Consider the following 15,692-nt stretch of genomic DNA (forward strand, 5'->3'; position numbering starts at 1 on the left):
GACGCAATCGTGCTGGAAGCGCTAGCAGATCACAAGGAGTGATTTTTCAGATACTGATAGAGAAAGCGAGTGAACTGAAGAGCCTTCCGATCTCGTTACGTAGCCGCTCGATTGCTGGCAGCAACCGTTCTTCCTGGTGAAGGGGGAGGGAAATGGCCATCGCGGCCGCCGCGGAGCCCGCGGTGATGGGGATCGCGGCACAGACCGTGCCGAGCGCATATTCCTGACGCTCTACCAGGGGTTCCATTCGCCCCAAACCGTCCAAACGCTCCAAAAGCACACGGTGGTTACGCACCGTGAAGGGAGTGATGGCTTCCACCGGATGGCGGTCGAGGTGGTCTTGACGAGACTTCGGATCGAGTTGGCTCAGCAGACACTGCCCGATCGCATGGGCGTGAGCGGTCTGCCGGAAGTCGGCCCATTCCTCCACGGCGGGGGCGGAGGGAGTGTCGGCGACGGCGACGAGCTCGATCTCCCCCTCGCGGTAGAGGGCGAAGTACACCGGCACACCGATCTCGTCCCGCCAACGGGCAAGGGAGTCTTCGATCTTGATGCGACGATTCTGCACAGCTTCGCCGCCGGCCAGTCGGACGGCGGCCTCACCCAGCACGAACACACCCTTCTCACGGCGCAGATAGCCCTCGTGCGTCAGGGTGCGGAGCAGGTGGTACGTGGTGGGCAGCGGGAGGCCCGTCTCACGGGCGAGCTGTTTGGCCGGTGCGCCGCCCTCGTGGGAGGACACGGCCTCCAGAAGTCTCAGCGCCCGCTGCACCGAGCCGATCAGGGTAGGCGCAGCTGTCTGCGTAGCCGTGGCCAAAGGTCACCCCCAGGCGTGTCGACGGATGCAGTGCACCCGCCCGCGGGGGCCGCCCCCGCGCGCCCGCCGGGCCTGGGAAACCGCTGGTCAGTACGGAGGTCTACGCCTGTAGTCCCCAACGCGGCGGAGAGATTCCACCATAGTGGCAGCCCTCGGGCCCCCGCCCCGATTCGACCGGCGCGTTCCCCCGGCCGGGCTAATACCCTCCGTCGCCTTCATACCGATGAGTAGCTTGTGCTACCAGTCCTCACGGGAGCGGCCGGAGGAGCTGAACTTCCGTACGACGTAGATCAGTCCGGCGACGAGGGCCACGAAGAGCAGCACCTTGAAGAGCAGTCCGACCACGACGGCCAGGACGCTGGTGATCAGCCCGCCGAAGACGAGCAGGGCGAGCGCCGGTATGGCGAGCCACTTCACCCACCAGGGCATCCCCGCGAGAATCTCCTGTACGGCCATCGTCCTACCTCGCTCTCGAATCCCGTCCGGCACACTCCGCGCCGAACACCCCCAAGGCTAGGGGCCGGGAGAGACGCATGGGGGCGCCGAGGCCCCCGCTCTCCCCTGATCCGACCCCTAGGGGGTGGCTGGCCAGGACAGGGATTCAGCTCTCCGGTGGGGAGAAGACCACCATCACCCGCAGATCCTCGCTGACGTGGTGGAACTTGTGCTCCACCCCGGCCGGCACATAGACCACGCTGCCGCGCGCCACCTGGGTCGTCTCCGTCCCGACCGTGATCGCCGCCCGGCCGCTCACGACGAAGTACACCTCGTCCTGACGGTGCGGCTGCTGGGGGTCGAGCTCCCCGGCGTCCAGCGCGTACAGGCCCACCGACATGTTCCGCTCCCGCAGGAACTGGAGGTACGCGCCCTTGTTCGCGGCACGCTCCGCCTCCAGTTCATCCAGTCGGAATGCCTTCATCGCCCGCTCGCCCCTGCCCTCGGCCCGATCATGTCTGCCACGATCAGACACATGATGAATTTCGTAGTCAAGACGCTCGCCAACGCGGGCGCCCTGGGAGTGGCCATCTGGCTGCTCCAGGACATCACCCTGACCGGTGAGAGCACCGGCAAGAAGGCCCTGACCCTCATTCTCGTCGCCCTGGTCTTCGGGCTCGTGAACTTCTTGGTCAAGCCGGTCGTCAAGCTGCTTACGCTGCCCCTCTTCATCCTGACACTCGGCCTGATCACCCTCGTGGTCAACGCCCTGATGCTGCTCCTCACCTCCTGGCTCGCCGAGCAGTTCGACCTCAGCTTCCACGTCGAGGGCTTCTGGACCGCCGTCCTGGGCGGCCTGATCATCTCCGTCGTCTCGTGGGCGCTGAACGTCGTGCTTCCGGACGGCGACTGAGTGGGCACCACGAGCGGGGACGCCGTGACCGACAAGGAATACGGCGACGGGACCCGCGCCGTGCGGGCCGGGCTTCCCGAACCCGTGAAGTACGAGCCGACCCTGCCGGGGCCGGTCTTCGCCGCGCACTTCCATCTGCCGGGCGAGCCGACGGGCCCGTACACCTACGGCCGCGACGAGAACCCCACCTGGACCCATCTGGAGCGGGCCATCGGCGAGCTGGAGGCGCCGGGGGAGCAGGGCGTCGAGACGCTGGTCTTCGCCTCGGGCATGGCCGCGATCTCGGCCGTCCTCCTCTCCCAGCTGAAGGCGGGCGACGCGGTGGTGCTGCCCACCGACGGCTACCAGGCCCTGCCCCTGCTGCACGAGCAGCTGCGGGCGTACGGCATCGAGGTCCGCACCGCGCCGACCGGCGGCGACGGCCAGCTCGCCGTGCTCGACGGGGCCCGTCTCCTCTGGATCGAGACCCCGTCGAACCCCGGGCTCGACGTCTGCGACATCCGCCGCCTGGTGCGCGAGGCGCATGCCGCGGGGGCGCTCGTGGCCGTCGACAACACCCTCGCCACCCCGCTCGGCCAGCGGCCCCTCGCCCTGGGCGCGGACTTCTCGGTCGCCAGCGACACCAAGGGCATGACCGGGCACGGCGACATCCTGCTCGGCCATGTCAGCTGCCGCGATCCCGAGCGGGCGGCGGAGGTACGGCGCTGGCGCAAGGTCGTCGGGGCCATTCCCGGTCCCATGGAGGCCTGGCTCGCCCACCGTTCGCTCGCCACGCTCCACCTGCGGATCGACCGTCAGTGCTCCACCGCCCTCACGCTCGCCCGGGCGCTCGCCGAGCGCGCGGACGTGACCGGGCTGCGGTACCCGGGGCTGCCCGGCGACCCCTCGCACACGGTCGCCGCCCGCCAGATGCGGCGCTTCGGGTCCGTGGTCTCCTTCGAACTCGCGGACCGGAAGCGGGCCGATCGGTTCCTCGAAGCGCTGCGACTCGTGGACGACGCCACCAGCTTCGGCGGCGTGCGCTCCACGGCGGAGCGGCGCGGGCGGTGGGGCGGGGACGCGGTCGCGGAGGGCTTCATCCGGTTCTCGGTCGGCGCCGAGGACCCGGAGGACCTGATCGCCGATGTGCTGCATGCCCTCGACGAGGCCGGAGCCGCCGGCTGAGACCGGCGCCACCGGCCGCCGGTACGCGGAACGGGGCGCTCCGAGCCTCCCCCCTCGTGGCTCGGAACGCCTCGGTCCACGCGCGGAGACCGCCTGAGCAAGGCTAGTTGACCGAGCGTCAGTGTCCAATCACGGTAGCGACAGAGACCTATCGACTTATTTATAGTTGGACGTTCCTGAGGCGCAGTCAGCCGACCGCCTGAGTCGAACGGCCGCACGCCCGGGAGGGGACGGACATGGACCTGGCCCTGCTGCGCACGTTCGTCACGGTGCACCGGGCCGGCTCCTTCACCCGCGCGGCCGCGCTCCTCGGCCTCTCCCAGCCGGCCGTCACCAGCCAGATCCGCACCCTCGAACGGCAGCTCGGCCGGCCGCTCTTCCTCCGGCGGGCGCGCGGAGTCACCCCGACGACCATCGGCGACGAACTCGCGCACCGAGCCGCTCCGCACCTGGACGCCCTCGTCGAGATCGCCGAGACGGGCCTCGACGAGGAGAGCGGCGTCCGTACCCTCCATGTCGCGGGGCTGCCGGAGTTCACCGCCTTCCGCGTCCTGCCGGCTCTCACTCCCCTCGTCGGCCAGGGGCTCGCCGTACGGGCGTCGTTCCTCGGGAACACGGAGGAGATCCTCGACGGCCTCGCCGCGGGCCACCACGACCTGGCCGTCGCCACCGCGCGCCCCCGGGGCGGGCTGCTCGTCTCCACCCCGCTCTGCGACGAGGAGTACGTCCTGGTCGCGGCGCCACGCTGGGCGGCCCGGCTCTCCCCCGAGGCGCTCCTCCACCGGGGCGCGGTGGCCCTTGAGCAGCTTCCCGTGGTCGAGGTGCACGAGTCGCTGCCGTTCGTCGCCCGCTACTGGGCGAGCGTCTTCGAGTCCGAGCCGGCGGTCGCCGCCACCGTGATCGCCCCCGACCTGCGCGCGGTACGGGACTCCGCCGCCTCCGGCGCCGGGCTCGCCGTCCTGCCCCGCTACCTCTGCGAGGAGGCGCTGGAGCAGGGCCGGCTCGTGGCGCTGCTCGACCCGCCGGTCCCTCCGCTGCGGACCTACTTCCTCGTCGTGCGTACGGGGACGCTCGCACTGTCGCCGATCGCCCGGGCTCACGAGGAACTGCTGCGAGCCGCTGCGGACTGGTGAGTTTCAGGACACCGCGTACGGGCCATTTTCTTCCCATGAACGAACGGCCCGTGATCAAACGCACCGCACGCGCCATCCTGCTCGACGGGGACGACCTCGTCCTCATCAAGCGCACCAAGCCGGGGATGGATCCCTACTGGGTCACGCCCGGTGGCGGCGTGGAAACCTCCGACACCACCGTCGTCGAAGCCCTCCACCGCGAGGTGCACGAGGAGCTCGGCGCGAAGATCACCGACGTGGTGCCCTGCTTCGTCGACACCGTCGAACACATCGTCGACGGCGGGGTCTCCGGGGTGAAGGTCCAGCACTTCTTCGTGTGCCGGCTCGACTCCATGGACCCCTCGATGCGCCACGGCCCCGAGGTGGAGGAACCGGTCGGCGAGTACGAGATCGTCCGGGTGCCCTTCAGCCGGGTCGGCATCGCCGCCGTGCACCTCGTGCCGCTCTCGCTGCGCCACTACCTCGACGGCAACATCGAGGGAGTCCGCGCGATGCACGCCCCCGACCTCGGCTGATCGGAAGCCTTCGCCGGGGCGAGCTCGGCGAGGAAGTCATGGCGGATGCGCTCCGCGGGAATCCCGGCTCCCCGGAGCGCGTCCACCCCACGACGGACCATGCCGAGCGGACCGGAGAGATAGGCGTCGCGCTCGCTCCAGGGGCCGTAGCGGCAGACGGCCTCCGGGAGCCGCCCCTGCTCTTCCGTGACCGGGTGGACGGAGAGCCAGGGGAAGGTCTTCTGGAGCCGCATCATCGTGTCGATGTCGTAGAGGTCGTGATCGCTGCGTGCCCCGTAGAAGACATCGACCGGCCGCCGGTCCCCGTGCTCTGCCACGTCCTCCACCAGGGCCTTGATCGGCGCGATCCCGGTGCCGCCGCCCACACAGAGCAGGCTGGTGTCCGTGGCGTGGTCGACCGTCATGGAGCCGGCCGGCGGCCCCAGGCGCAGTACGTCCCCGGGGCGTGCCCGGTGGACAAGGGCGTTGGACACCCAGCCGGCCGGGACCGCCTTGACGTGGAGGGAGAGCAGCCCGTCGGGCCGGGGGGCCGAAGCGAAGGAGTAGTGGCGCCAGGTCCGTGGCCACCACGGGGTCTCGAGCGTCGTGTACTGCCCCGCGAGGAAGGGATACGGCTGGTCGGGCCGGAGCGTGACGACGGCGATGTCCGGGGTCCGCAGCTCGTGGGAGACCACTTCGGCGTGCCACCAGGCGGGCGCCGACCGCTCGTCCTCCGCCGCCGCGTCGATCATGATCTGGGAGATCGTCGTGTACGTACGGACCCAGGCCGCCTCGGTCTCCTCGTCCCAGCTCGTCGTCGCGTACCGGACGAGCGCCCCGATGAGCGCCTCGCCCACGGCCGGGTAGTGGGCGGAGTGGGTGCCGTACTTGCGGTGCCCTCGGCCGAGGTTCTCCAGGTACGCGGTGAGCTTCGGGGTGTCGTCCAGATGCTCCGCCGCGGTGAGGAGGGCCTTCAGGAGCCGGTCCCGCTGGGTGTCCATGGCCGCGGGGAACATCTCGCGCAGCCCGGGGTTCCGGATGAAGAGCAGGGCGTAGAAGTACGAGGTCACCCGGTCGGCGAGCGGCTCGATCTCCGCCAGGGTGCGGCGTACGAGCACCGCGTCGGCGGAGGGCTCGCCGGATATTCGGGGCTCGTCCGTGTCCTCCGCTGTCGTCGTGGTGGTCGGAGCATCCATCATGTGCCTCGCCTCGCGCTGGACGGCTTCCGTGATCGCAGCATGCGCCTACCCCCCGACGCTTCAGACGGAAACAGCCGTTCTCGGGCCAAAGGCCAAGGTTTCTGGCTAGGCTGCGCTGTTCTGGACCAGCGCGTAGGCCTCTCGCAGATCGCCGCCCGCATAGCTGTGGCGGGAGAGCCCGGCGAGATGGTGATCCGCGTTCACGGCCACGGTCTCCGGCACGATCGCGAAGAGTTCCGCGTCGGACATCGAGTCTCCGTAGGCGACGCAGTCGACCGGGTCCACCCCGAACTCCACGCAGAGCCGCCCCGCGATCCGCACCTTCGCCCTCGCGTCGAGGATGCTGGGCCGGTGGATCGGCTCGGTGAAGGGGACGGCCGGCCAGCGCGAACCGTGCGCCGCGTCGGCACCCCAGTCGAGCAGCCGCTCGACGAAGAAGTCGGGGGAGAGGGAGATGACCGCACAGCGGTCGCCCCGCTCCCGGATGTCGGCCCAGACCTCACGGATGCCCGCCAGCCAGGGCGCCCCTTCGAAAGCAGCCGTCACCTGGTCCTCGGTGAGCGCGGACCACAGCGCATGGGCCCGGACGGCGAACTCGTCCGGAGTGAGCCCCCGCCGCAGGAAGCTCTCCTCCAGAGCGGCGATCTCCTCGCTGAGCCCCAGTTGCCGGGAGATCTCCACGGCGGCGGCCGACCCCCGGATCAGGGTGCCGTCGAGGTCGAAGAGGTGCAGTCGCTGCTTACGGGGTTTCACGTGAAACATCGTCCTCATGCCGCCGGGTGGATGCAACGCCGCCTCGCGTATCGGCCAGATCCACTAAAACGGTGGACGGAAGATCTCCGAGTCGGACAGCCTGAAAGCATGCCGATCTCCCCCTCCGCCCTCGCACAGCTCCCCATCCGGCGCCTCACCTCGGTCGACCTCCCCGCCTGCGCCGACCTGGCCGAGAACCGGGGCTGGCACCGCGAGGAACACAAATGGGGATTGCTGCTCACCGCCGGCACCGGCTACGGCATCGACGACCCCTCGGGAACCGGGCTGATCGCCTGCTCCGTGGTCACGCCGTACGGTCCGGAGCTGGCCGCGATCGGCATGGTCCTCGTCGCCGAGCGGTACGCCCGCCAAGGGTTGGGGCGCCGACTCATGGAGCACGTCGTCGCGGAGGCCGGGGACACGCCGCTCACGCTCCACGCCACGGCGAACGGCCGGCCCCTGTACGAGCAGCTGGGCTTCACGCAGACGAGCCGGGCGGAGATGGTGCTCGGGCGGTACACCTTCACCACACCCGCCCCGGCCATACCGGTGCGCCCGGCGACAGCGGAGGACCTCCAGGCGATCCTGCGCCTGGACCACGAGGTCTTCGGCCTCGACCGCACCCACGTCATCACACGCCTCCCCGCGTTCGCGGACCACCTCCGAGTCGCGGAGGCGGACGGCGAGATCACCGGCTTCGCGGCGGCCTGGCCCAACATGGACACCCATGTCGTCGGACCGCTGATCGCCCGGGACCCCGCGACGGCCCAGGCCCTGATCGCCTCCCTGGCGGCCGCCACCCACCGTCCGCTGCGCACGGACATCGACGTACGCCACACGGCCCTGCTGAGCTGGGTCAAGGAGAACGGCATCGACGCGATCGCCTCCAACGCGGTGATGGTCCGCTCCCTCCCCGACCTCCCCGGCGACTGGCGCCGCCGCTTCGCCCCCCTCACCGTCGCGGCCGGATAGCCCTCACATTTGGTCCAGGTCGTGGAGGGCGTGAGCGTTCCCGCCTGACGCACAGCCGCACGGCATGACCGGCGTACGCTGCGGGCCATGAGCGATCTTGAGATACGCCCCGCCACAGCGGCAGACCTCGAAGCCATCGTCGCGATGCTCGCGGACGACCCCCTGGGCGCACAGCGCGAATCCCCGGACGACCTCGGCCCGTACCTCACCGCCTTCGAGCGTCTGGCGAGCGACCCCCACCAGCACCTCGTCGTGGCCGTCCGCGCGGAGAAGGTCGTCGGCACTCTCCAGCTGACTGTCGTCCCGGGGCTCTCCCGCCGGGGCGCCACCCGCTCGATCATCGAGGGCGTCCGCATCCACGCCGATGAGCGCGGCAGCGGCCTGGGGACACAGCTCATCGAGTGGGCCGTCGCGGAGTCCGAGCGCCAGGGCTGTCAGCTCGTACAGCTGACCTCCGACGCCACCCGCACCGACGCCCACCGCTTCTACGAGCGCCTCGGCTTCGAGGCCTCCCACCTGGGCTTCAAGAAGAGCCTCTGAGACGGTGAGCGAGGCAGCGGCGCGCCAGGACACAGGTCCGGGCGCGCCGTTTCACGTGAAACACCGCGGAACGGCTCAGAGGCCGCGCCACCCTGCCTCGTCCACTCCGCCCGGCACGACGTCCGCCGGCGCGTACGGCTCCCGCGTGAAGACGAACGAGCCCAGATCGAGATGGCTCACGCTGCCGTCGGCGCGCCGGACCGCCCGGAGCGTCTCCCCCGCGTAGTAGCCGTTCAGCCCGACCCAGCCGCCCTCGGGCAGCGCCCGGAAGCGGGCCCGCCGCCCGGCTCCCCGCAGGGGTTCGAGTACCACTCCCCGCTCCGGTCCGAGCCGGAGCCCGTAGGCGTACGTACCCCAGTACCAGGGCCCCGTCAGGGCAAGGAGCTCCTCGTCGACCTCGGCCTCCGGAAGCGGGCGCCACGGCTCGGGGAACCGCGGCTCCGCCTCGGCCACGATCCGCACGAGATCGGCGGCCACGACCGCCGTCGGCGGCCCCGAGGTGGCATTGGCGAGGGCGATCGCCGCAAGCCCGTCCTCCACACTCACCCACAGGGCGGCGACGAAGCCGGGCAGGGAACCGGTGTGGCCGATCAGGGTCCGACCGTCCTTGCGGAGCAGTTGGAGACCGAGCCCGTAACCGCCTTCCCAGTCCCCCTCACCGGCCGGGGCGGCCGGCACCCTCATCTCCTCCACCGAAGCCGAGGCGAGCACCCGCTCGTCACCCGCCGCGAGGAACGCGGCGAACCGGGCGAGGTCCGCCGCCGTCGACCAGAGCACCCCCGCCGGCGCCATCAGCCCCAAGGACTCGGACGGCTCCGGCAGCAGCACATCGGCCCAGGGATGCACGGCCCAGCCGCCCGCGTGCGGGGCGACCGGATCGACGGTCGTACGGCCCATCCCCAGGGGCTCCAGGATCTCGCGCCGCAGTGCCTCCTCCCAGGTCATGCCGCGCACGGCCTCGAGCAGCGAACCGAGCAGTGTGTAGCCGGGGTTGGAGTAGTGGTGCCGTCGCCCCGGCGTCTGGAGGAACGGCTGCTCCCCCAGGACGTCGGAGAGCTCCGGCCGCAGCTCGGAGGAAGAACGCTCCCACCACGGCCCGGGAGTCTCGGCCGCGAGTCCACCGCTGTGGCCGAGGAGTTGAGCGATCGTCACCTCACCGACGTCCGTGTCCTTGAGGTGCCGCTCCAGCGGATCGTCAAGGCCGAGAAGCCCCTCGTCGCGCAGCCGCATCACCAGCACCGCGGTGAACACCTTGGTGAGCGAGCCGATCCTGAACTGCGTGTCGGCGTCCGGCGCATGCCCGTCCACACAGCTGCGCGAACCGCTCCACACCAGTGCTCCGTCGCGCACCACGGCCCCCACGAAGGACGGCGACCGCCCCTCGGACTGGGCGACGGCGACGCGGTGCAGCAGGGCCCGCTCGGTACCGGGCAACAGGGCTTCGAAAGATGAGGTCATGAGGGCCATCCAACGCGACGGCCCCCCACAATGCTTCTCGATTTGTCCGCAGACGGCCCCGCGCCGCCCCCACGCCGTTCTGCCGACGGTGAAGACCGGCCCGTCCGGGCTCGCCCCTCACTACAGTCCGTCTCATGACGACGGTCACCACACGCACGGTCGAATACCCGGCCGACGGCCTCACGATGATCGGGCACCTCGCGCTCCCCGCCGGTGCCGACCGCCGGCCCGCTGTCCTGCTCGGGCCCGAGGGCCCGGGCCTGAACGACGTCCAGCGCCGCCGGGCCGACGCCCTCGCCGAACTGGGTTACGTGGCACTGGCCTTCGACATCAACGGCGGGCGCTGGTTCACCGACCCCCAGGAGATGCTGGCGCACGTCACCCCGCTGCTCGCCGACCCGGACAGGATGCGGGGGATCGGCCATGCGGCACTCGACGTCCTGCGCTCCGAGCCACGCACCGACCCGGGCCGGATCGCCGCCATCGGCTACGGCACCGGGGGCGCCATCGCACTCGAACTCGGGCGCGACGGCGTCGACCTGCGCGCGATCGGGACGGTCAACGGCCTGATCACGGGCCGCCCGGGCGAGGCGGCCCACATCCGTTGCCCCGTCTGGGCCGGGGTCGGATCGGAGGACCCGATCATGCCCGCCTCGCAACGGGACGCCTTCACCGCCGAGATGCAGGCCGCGGGCGTCGACTGGCGCCTCGTGGTCTACGGCGGAGCCCTGCACGCCTTCCACCACCCGCCGGTCGACCAGACCGTGCTCCCCGGCGTCGGCTACCACCCCCAGCACGCGCGGCGAGCCTGGCGCGACATCGTCGACCTGCTCGCCGAGTGCCTGCCTCTATGAGTTCTGCCGTGCCCGCCGACGGGCGTTCCGAATCGACCGGATCTGGGCCGACGCCTTCGAGGGGTTCACACTGCGGCAGTTCGACCCGGAGGCCGGGGTGTGGCGCATCTGGTGGGCCTCCAGTGGGCGACCCGGCCACCTGGACCCGTACGTCGAGGGTTCCTTCACCGACGGCAACATGTACCTCACCCGGAGCGCATAAGCCTTCCTGCGTCAGGTCTGGGCCATGTCCACGAAGCGGGAGTAGTGGCCCTGGAAGGCCACGGTGATGGTGGCCGTCGGGCCGTTACGGTGCTTGCCCACGATGATGTCCGCCTCGCCCGCGCGGGGGGACTCCTTCTCGTAGGCGTCCTCGCGGTGGAGCAGGATCACCATGTCGGCGTCCTGCTCGATCGAGCCGGATTCACGCAGGTCGGAGACCATCGGCTTCTTGTCGGTGCGCTGCTCGGGGCCACGGTTCAGCTGGGAGAGCGCGATCACGGGCAGCTCCAGCTCCTTGGCGAGGAGCTTCAGGTTTCGCGACATGTCGGAGACCTCTTGCTGTCGGCTCTCCTGCCGCTTCGAGCCGCCGGACTGCATGAGCTGCAGATAGTCGATGATGACGAGCTTGAGGCCATTGCGCTGCTTGAGCCGGCGGCACTTCGCCCTGATCTCCATCATCGACAGGTTCGGGGAGTCGTCGATGTAGAGCGGGGCCTGCGAGACGTCCGGCATCCGGCGGGCGAGGCGGGTCCAGTCCTCGTCGGTCATCGTGCCGGAGCGCATGTGGTGCAGCGCGACCCGGGCCTCGGCCGAGAGCAGACGCATCGCGATCTCGTTGCGGCCCATCTCGAGCGAGAAGATGACGCTGGGCAGGTTGTGCTTGATGGACGCGGCCCGGGCGAAGTCGAGGGCGAGGGTCGACTTACCCATGGCGGGGCGGGCCGCGATGATGATCATCTGGCCGGGGTGGAGGCCGTTGGTGAGCGAGTCGAGGTCGGTGAAGCCGGTGGGGACACCGGTCATCTCGCCACTGCGGGAGCCGATCGCCTCGATCTCGTCGAGCGCCCCCTCCATGATGTCGCCGAGCGGCAGATAGTCCTCGGTGGTGCGCTGCTCGGTGACCGCGTAGATCTCGGCCTGGGCCGAGTTCACGATCTCGTCGACGTCTCCGTCGGCCGCGTAGCCCATCTGCGTGATCTTGGTGCCGGCCTCCACGAGGCGGCGCAGCACCGCCCGCTCGTGGACGATCTCCGCGTAGTACGAGGCGTTGGCCGCGGTCGGCACGGACTGGACGAGGGTGTGGAGGTAGGAAGCGCCGCCGACACGGGTGATCTCGCCGCGTTTGGTGAGCTCTGCGCCGACCGTGATGGGGTCGGCCGGCTCACCCTTGGCGTAGAGGTCGAGAATCGCGGCGTAGACGGTCTCGTGCGCGGGCTTGTAGAAGTCGTTGCCCTTGATGATCTCGACGACGTCCGCGATGGCGTCCTTGGAGAGCAGCATGCCGCCGAGGACGGACTGCTCGGCGTCGAGGTCCTGCGGGGGGACCCGCTCGAAGCCGGAGAGTCCGCCGTCCCAGGCACCGTCACCGCCCCGCTCATGCTGGTCGTCGCGGCCTCTGCCGCGGCCACGCCCTTCGCCGCGGGGACGGGCGGGCAGCCGGTCGCTCGGTCCGCTGTCGGCCCAGGGGTCGTCCAAGGGCTCGGTAACGCTCACCAAGCCACCTCCTCCCGTCCGCTCCGCGGACCTCGCCATGCCACTCTTTCTTACGCCACGGCCTTCATCAAAGAGTGGCTTCGCGACCGCTTCTGGCGCGTCGGGCGCCGGTCCACGGTAGGCCCGCGAGAGGCGTCAGCCAATCTGGTTATCCACAGGCCCTGTGGGTGAAGGGCCAGATGCTGTGGAGAACTTGCCGGAACCTGTGCACGCAGCGGGGGACAGTCATGTGGACAAACTCATAAGGCTCCCTGCCCCACCCATCTGACCTGGTCTTTTACCATCCACGGCCTGTGGGGGAGAAAAACTTTTCCCGCTGGACCAAGATCAGAACAAACGACCCACATCCGAAGCCCCTTCCCCTCCACAGGTAAGGACTACAGAGGCATTGCGTCGCTTACCTGTGGAAGATTAGATTGATCCCATGACCCAGGCCCCCGCGACCTCCAAGGCCATCCGCCGACAGCACGACCGCGAGATCGTCTCCCTCGCCCTCCCGGCCTTCGGTGCTCTGGTCGCCGAGCCGCTCTTCCTCATGGTCGACAGCGCCGTCGTGGGCCATCTCGGCACGCCCCAACTCGCGGGTCTCGCGATCGCCGCGGCGCTGCTGACCACCGCCGTCAGCGTCTTCGTCTTCCTCGCCTACGCCACCACCGCCGCCGTCGCCCGCCGTGTCGGCGCCGGAGACCTCCAGGCCGCGATCCGTCAGGGCATGGACGGCATCTGGCTCGCCCTCCTCCTCGGCGCCGCCGTCGTCGCGCTGACCCTGCCCACCGCACCGTGGCTCGTCGACGTCTTCGGGGCCTCCGACACTGCGGCCCCCTACGCCGTCACCTACCTCCGGATCTCCAGTCTCGGCATTCCCGCGATGCTGGTGGTCCTGGCCGCCACCGGTGTCCTGCGCGGCCTCCAGGACACCCGTACACCGCTCTACGTGGCCATCGGCGGTTTCACGGCCAACGCCGCGCTCAACGTCGGTCTGGTCTACGGGGCCGATCTGGGCATCGCGGGCTCCGCCTGGGGCACGGTCATCGCCCAGTGCGGCATGGCCGCCGCGTACCTTGTCGTGGTCGTACGAGGCGCCCGCCGCCACGGGGCCTCCCTCCGCCCCGACGCGGCCGGCATCCGCGCCTCCGCCCAGGCCGGCGTCCCGCTCCTCGTTCGTACGCTCTCGCTGCGCGCGGTCCTGCTGATCGCCACGGCCGTCGCGGCCCGGCTCGGCGACGCGGAGGTCGCCGCCCACCAGATCATCCTGTCCCTGTGGAGCCTGATGGCCTTCGCCCTCGACGCGATCGCCATCGCGGGCCAGGCCATCATCGGTCGCTATCTCGGCGCGGACGACGCCGAGGGCGCCCGCCAGGTCTGCCGCCGCATGGTCCAGTGGGGCGTGGTCTCCGGCGTGGTGCTGGGCGCCCTGATCATCGTCGCCCGCCCCCTGTTCATCCCGCTGTTCACCAACGACACCACGGTCCAGGACACCCTGCTCCCGGCCTTGCTCGTGGTCGCGCTCTCGCAGCCGATCTCCGGAGTGGTCTTCGTCCTCGACGGCGTCCTGATGGGCGCGGGAGACGGCCCCTATCTGGCCTGGGCCATGCTGCTGACCCTCGCTGTCTTCGCCCCGGTCGCCCTCGTCATCCCGGCGCTCGGGGGCGGCCTCACGGCGCTCTGGTGGGCGATGGCGCTGATGATGTCGGTCCGGATGGCGACGCTGTGGCTGCGGTCCCGCTCCGGACGCTGGATCGTCACCGGCGCGACCCGGTGAATGTTTCACGTGAAACGGCGGAAGGGCCGCACCCCGAGGGGTGCGGCCCTTCCTCACTGCTGAGCGCAGACTGCCGAGGGCAGCGTTACGCGGCGACGACCTCGACGCCGAGCTTCGCGGCAACCTCGGGGTGCAGACGCACGGACACCTGGTGCGAGCCCAGGGTCTTGATCGGCGAACCGAGCTCGACGCGACGCTTGTCGACGTCGGGGCCACCCGCGGACTTGATCGCCGAGGCGATGTCGGCCGGGGTCACGGAGCCGAAGAGGCGGCCGGCGTCGCCGGAGCGAACGGCCAGGCGCACCTTCGTGCCCTCGAGCTTGGCCTTGATCTCGTTGGCCTGCTCGATGGTCGCGATCTCGTGGATCTTGCGGGCGCGGCGGATCTGCGCCACGTCCTTCTCGCCACCCTTGGTCCAGCGGATCGCGAAACCACGCGGGACCAGGTAGTTGCGAGCGTAGCCGTCCTTGACGTCGACGACGTCGCCAGCGGCACCGAGGCCAGAGACCTCGTGGGTGAGGATGATCTTCATTTTTCGGTCACCCTTCCCTTATCGCGCGGTGGACGTGTAGGGCAGCAGCGCCATCTCACGGCTGTTCTTGACGGCCGTGGCGACGTCACGCTGGTGCTGCGTGCAGTTGCCGGTCACGCGGCGGGCACGGATCTTGCCGCGGTCGGAAATGAACTTCCGCAGCATGTTCGTGTCCTTGTAGTCCACGTAGACGGTCTTGTCCTTGCAGAACGCGCAGACCTTCTTCTTAGGCTTGCGCACAGGCGGCTTCGCCATGGTGTTTCTCCTGTGTGATCAAGAAGTGGGATACGAGCTGCTTCGAGGGCTTGCGCCCTAGAAGGGGGGCTCGTCCGAGTAGCCGCCGCCGGAGTTTCCACCCCAGCCGCCTCCGCCGCCCTGCTGGCCGCCGGAAGAGCCGGAAGAGGAGGGACCGCCGGTCGCCCACGGGTCGGCGGCGGGAGCACCGCCACCACCCTGCTGGCCACCGCCGGAGTTCCCACCCCAGCTGTCTCCGCCGGCCTGCTGGCCGCCGCCACCGCCGCCGTACCCACCCTGGCCGCCGCGACCGGTGGTCTTGGTGACCTTGGCCGTGGCGTTCTTGAGGCTGGGGCCGACTTCCTCGACATCCAGCTCGTAGACCGTGCGCTTGACGCCCTCACGGTCCTCATAGGACCGCTGCTTCAGCCGGCCCTGCACGACGACGCGCATGCCTCGCTGAAGCGACTCGGCGACGTTCTCCGCCGCCTGACGCCAGACCGAGCAGGTGAGGAAGAGGCTGTCGCCGTCCTTCCACTCATTGGTCTGACGGTCGAAGGTGCGGGGGGTGGACGCGATACGGAACTTCGCGACCGCCGCACCGGACGGGGTGAAGCGCAGCTCGGGGTCGTCGACAAGATTGCCGACGACCGTGATGACGGTCTCGCCTGCCATGGGGGAACCTCTCGGCGGGATTGCTTCTGGCTGCTTTGCTGCTACTCGGACCCGATGACCAC

General features: G+C 70.1%; 18 protein-coding genes. 8 read left to right on the top strand and 10 right to left on the bottom strand.

Going from position 1 to position 15,692, the window contains the following annotated elements; translation table 11 throughout:
• Positions 1–46: 46 nt before the first annotated feature.
• From ACIRB7_RS29175 to ACIRB7_RS29185, 3 genes are all read right to left on the bottom strand, one after another.
• Positions 47–817 (bottom strand): helix-turn-helix domain-containing protein, encoded by a 771-nt coding sequence (locus tag ACIRB7_RS29175; protein WP_351211031.1) that lies wholly within the window; start codon positions 815–817, stop codon positions 47–49.
• A 237-nt stretch (positions 818–1,054) separates the two neighbouring features.
• Positions 1,055–1,273, bottom strand: a complete 219-nt coding sequence (locus tag ACIRB7_RS29180) for a DUF5326 family protein (protein WP_403604280.1) — start codon at positions 1,271–1,273, stop codon at positions 1,055–1,057.
• A gap of 145 nt (positions 1,274–1,418) precedes the next feature.
• Positions 1,419–1,736 carry a cupin domain-containing protein gene (locus ACIRB7_RS29185; protein WP_403604283.1) on the bottom strand — a complete coding sequence of 106 codons (318 nt, stop codon included), beginning with the start codon at positions 1,734–1,736 and terminating at the stop codon, positions 1,419–1,421.
• Between the two features lie 51 nt (positions 1,737–1,787).
• Between ACIRB7_RS29185 and ACIRB7_RS29190 the strand changes: the two genes are divergently transcribed.
• The 4 genes from ACIRB7_RS29190 to ACIRB7_RS29205 all read left to right on the top strand — a co-directional run bounded on the left by ACIRB7_RS29190 (position 1,788) and on the right by ACIRB7_RS29205 (position 4,977).
• The gene (locus tag ACIRB7_RS29190; protein ID WP_351211025.1) at positions 1,788–2,165 is read left to right on the top strand and encodes a phage holin family protein; all 378 of its coding nucleotides are present in this window, start codon (positions 1,788–1,790) and stop codon (positions 2,163–2,165) included.
• A 24-nt stretch (positions 2,166–2,189) separates the two neighbouring features.
• Complete coding sequence (locus ACIRB7_RS29195) at positions 2,190–3,329, top strand: cystathionine gamma-lyase (RefSeq protein WP_403604286.1); 1,140 nt, start codon at positions 2,190–2,192, stop codon at positions 3,327–3,329.
• A gap of 236 nt (positions 3,330–3,565) precedes the next feature.
• Positions 3,566–4,462, top strand: a complete 897-nt coding sequence (locus ACIRB7_RS29200) for a LysR family transcriptional regulator (protein WP_403604289.1) — start codon at positions 3,566–3,568, stop codon at positions 4,460–4,462.
• Positions 4,463–4,497: 35 nt separating this feature from the next.
• Complete coding sequence (locus ACIRB7_RS29205) at positions 4,498–4,977, top strand: NUDIX domain-containing protein (RefSeq protein WP_403604292.1); 480 nt, start codon at positions 4,498–4,500, stop codon at positions 4,975–4,977.
• On the opposite strand, the gene ACIRB7_RS29210 is transcribed toward ACIRB7_RS29205, so the two are convergent.
• Together ACIRB7_RS29210 and ACIRB7_RS29215 are read right to left on the bottom strand one after the other, a co-directional pair.
• Complete coding sequence (locus tag ACIRB7_RS29210; protein ID WP_403604391.1) at positions 4,920–6,152, bottom strand: globin domain-containing protein; 1,233 nt, start codon at positions 6,150–6,152, stop codon at positions 4,920–4,922. The two genes, ACIRB7_RS29205 and ACIRB7_RS29210, sit on opposite strands and share 58 nt — an antisense overlap.
• Positions 6,153–6,260: 108 nt before the next feature.
• Entirely contained in the window at positions 6,261–6,917 is a 657-nt protein-coding gene (locus tag ACIRB7_RS29215; protein ID WP_403604394.1) for an HAD family hydrolase, read from the bottom strand.
• A 99-nt stretch (positions 6,918–7,016) separates the two neighbouring features.
• Here ACIRB7_RS29215 and ACIRB7_RS29220 point away from each other — a divergent pair, with 99 nt between their 5' ends.
• The gene (locus tag ACIRB7_RS29220; RefSeq protein ID WP_403604295.1) at positions 7,017–7,880 is read left to right on the top strand and encodes a GNAT family N-acetyltransferase; all 864 of its coding nucleotides are present in this window, start codon (positions 7,017–7,019) and stop codon (positions 7,878–7,880) included.
• Between the two features lie 87 nt (positions 7,881–7,967).
• On the top strand, positions 7,968–8,420 hold the full coding sequence (locus tag ACIRB7_RS29225; RefSeq protein WP_403604298.1) for a GNAT family N-acetyltransferase: 453 nt from the start codon (positions 7,968–7,970) through the stop codon (positions 8,418–8,420).
• Positions 8,421–8,495: 75 nt separating this feature from the next.
• On the opposite strand, the gene ACIRB7_RS29230 is transcribed toward ACIRB7_RS29225, so the two are convergent.
• Positions 8,496–9,878: a serine hydrolase domain-containing protein gene (locus ACIRB7_RS29230; protein WP_403604301.1), complete on the bottom strand. Its 1,383-nt coding sequence runs from the start codon at positions 9,876–9,878 to the stop codon at positions 8,496–8,498.
• Between the two features lie 134 nt (positions 9,879–10,012).
• On the opposite strand from ACIRB7_RS29230, the gene ACIRB7_RS29235 reads away from it, so the two are divergent.
• Positions 10,013–10,732 (top strand): dienelactone hydrolase family protein, encoded by a 720-nt coding sequence (locus ACIRB7_RS29235; RefSeq protein WP_403604304.1) that lies wholly within the window; start codon positions 10,013–10,015, stop codon positions 10,730–10,732.
• A 213-nt stretch (positions 10,733–10,945) separates the two neighbouring features.
• On the opposite strand, the gene dnaB is transcribed toward ACIRB7_RS29235, so the two are convergent.
• A complete protein-coding gene (dnaB, locus tag ACIRB7_RS29240) occupies positions 10,946–12,427 on the bottom strand; it encodes a replicative DNA helicase (RefSeq protein ID WP_403604307.1) in 1,482 nt (493 codons plus the stop codon).
• A 424-nt stretch (positions 12,428–12,851) separates the two neighbouring features.
• Between dnaB and ACIRB7_RS29245 the strand changes: the two genes are divergently transcribed.
• A complete protein-coding gene (locus ACIRB7_RS29245; protein WP_403604310.1) occupies positions 12,852–14,189 on the top strand; it encodes an MATE family efflux transporter in 1,338 nt (445 codons plus the stop codon).
• Between the two features lie 85 nt (positions 14,190–14,274).
• Here the strand turns inward: ACIRB7_RS29245 and rplI are convergent, their stop codons facing one another.
• Genes rplI through ACIRB7_RS29260 form a run of 3 tightly spaced genes read right to left on the bottom strand, consistent with a single transcriptional unit; the run spans position 14,275 to position 15,630 of the window.
• Positions 14,275–14,721: a 50S ribosomal protein L9 gene (gene rplI / locus ACIRB7_RS29250; protein WP_073811712.1), complete on the bottom strand. Its 447-nt coding sequence runs from the start codon at positions 14,719–14,721 to the stop codon at positions 14,275–14,277.
• A gap of 18 nt (positions 14,722–14,739) precedes the next feature.
• Complete coding sequence (gene rpsR / locus ACIRB7_RS29255; RefSeq protein WP_003956534.1) at positions 14,740–14,976, bottom strand: 30S ribosomal protein S18; 237 nt, start codon at positions 14,974–14,976, stop codon at positions 14,740–14,742.
• Between the two features lie 57 nt (positions 14,977–15,033).
• On the bottom strand, positions 15,034–15,630 hold the full coding sequence (locus ACIRB7_RS29260; protein ID WP_403604314.1) for a single-stranded DNA-binding protein: 597 nt from the start codon (positions 15,628–15,630) through the stop codon (positions 15,034–15,036).
• Positions 15,631–15,692 lie beyond the last annotated feature (62 nt).

This window comes from Streptomyces sp. NPDC093795, assembly GCF_044764665.1.
Lineage (GTDB): Bacteria > Actinomycetota > Actinomycetes > Streptomycetales > Streptomycetaceae > Streptomyces.

Bases quoted from the DNA above. Each gene is read 5' to 3' on its own strand.
- ACIRB7_RS29180 (WP_403604280.1), bottom strand. From the start codon at position 1,273: ATGGCCGTACAGGAGATTCTCGCGGGGATGCCCTGGTGGGTGAAGTGG.
- ACIRB7_RS29245 (WP_403604310.1), top strand. From the start codon at position 12,852: ATGACCCAGGCCCCCGCGACCTCCAAGGCCATCCGCCGACAGCACGAC.
- ACIRB7_RS29190 (WP_351211025.1), top strand. From the start codon at position 1,788: ATGATGAATTTCGTAGTCAAGACGCTCGCCAACGCGGGCGCCCTGGGA.
- ACIRB7_RS29200 (WP_403604289.1), top strand. From the start codon at position 3,566: ATGGACCTGGCCCTGCTGCGCACGTTCGTCACGGTGCACCGGGCCGGC.
- ACIRB7_RS29185 (WP_403604283.1), bottom strand. From the start codon at position 1,736: ATGAAGGCATTCCGACTGGATGAACTGGAGGCGGAGCGTGCCGCGAAC.
- ACIRB7_RS29215 (WP_403604394.1), bottom strand. From the start codon at position 6,917: ATGTTTCACGTGAAACCCCGTAAGCAGCGACTGCACCTCTTCGACCTC.
- ACIRB7_RS29225 (WP_403604298.1), top strand. From the start codon at position 7,968: ATGAGCGATCTTGAGATACGCCCCGCCACAGCGGCAGACCTCGAAGCC.
- ACIRB7_RS29220 (WP_403604295.1), top strand. From the start codon at position 7,017: ATGCCGATCTCCCCCTCCGCCCTCGCACAGCTCCCCATCCGGCGCCTC.
- ACIRB7_RS29205 (WP_403604292.1), top strand. From the start codon at position 4,498: ATGAACGAACGGCCCGTGATCAAACGCACCGCACGCGCCATCCTGCTC.
- rplI (WP_073811712.1), bottom strand. From the start codon at position 14,721: ATGAAGATCATCCTCACCCACGAGGTCTCTGGCCTCGGTGCCGCTGGC.
- ACIRB7_RS29260 (WP_403604314.1), bottom strand. From the start codon at position 15,630: ATGGCAGGCGAGACCGTCATCACGGTCGTCGGCAATCTTGTCGACGAC.
- ACIRB7_RS29230 (WP_403604301.1), bottom strand. From the start codon at position 9,878: ATGACCTCATCTTTCGAAGCCCTGTTGCCCGGTACCGAGCGGGCCCTG.
- ACIRB7_RS29235 (WP_403604304.1), top strand. From the start codon at position 10,013: ATGACGACGGTCACCACACGCACGGTCGAATACCCGGCCGACGGCCTC.
- rpsR (WP_003956534.1), bottom strand. From the start codon at position 14,976: ATGGCGAAGCCGCCTGTGCGCAAGCCTAAGAAGAAGGTCTGCGCGTTC.
- ACIRB7_RS29210 (WP_403604391.1), bottom strand. From the start codon at position 6,152: ATGGATGCTCCGACCACCACGACGACAGCGGAGGACACGGACGAGCCC.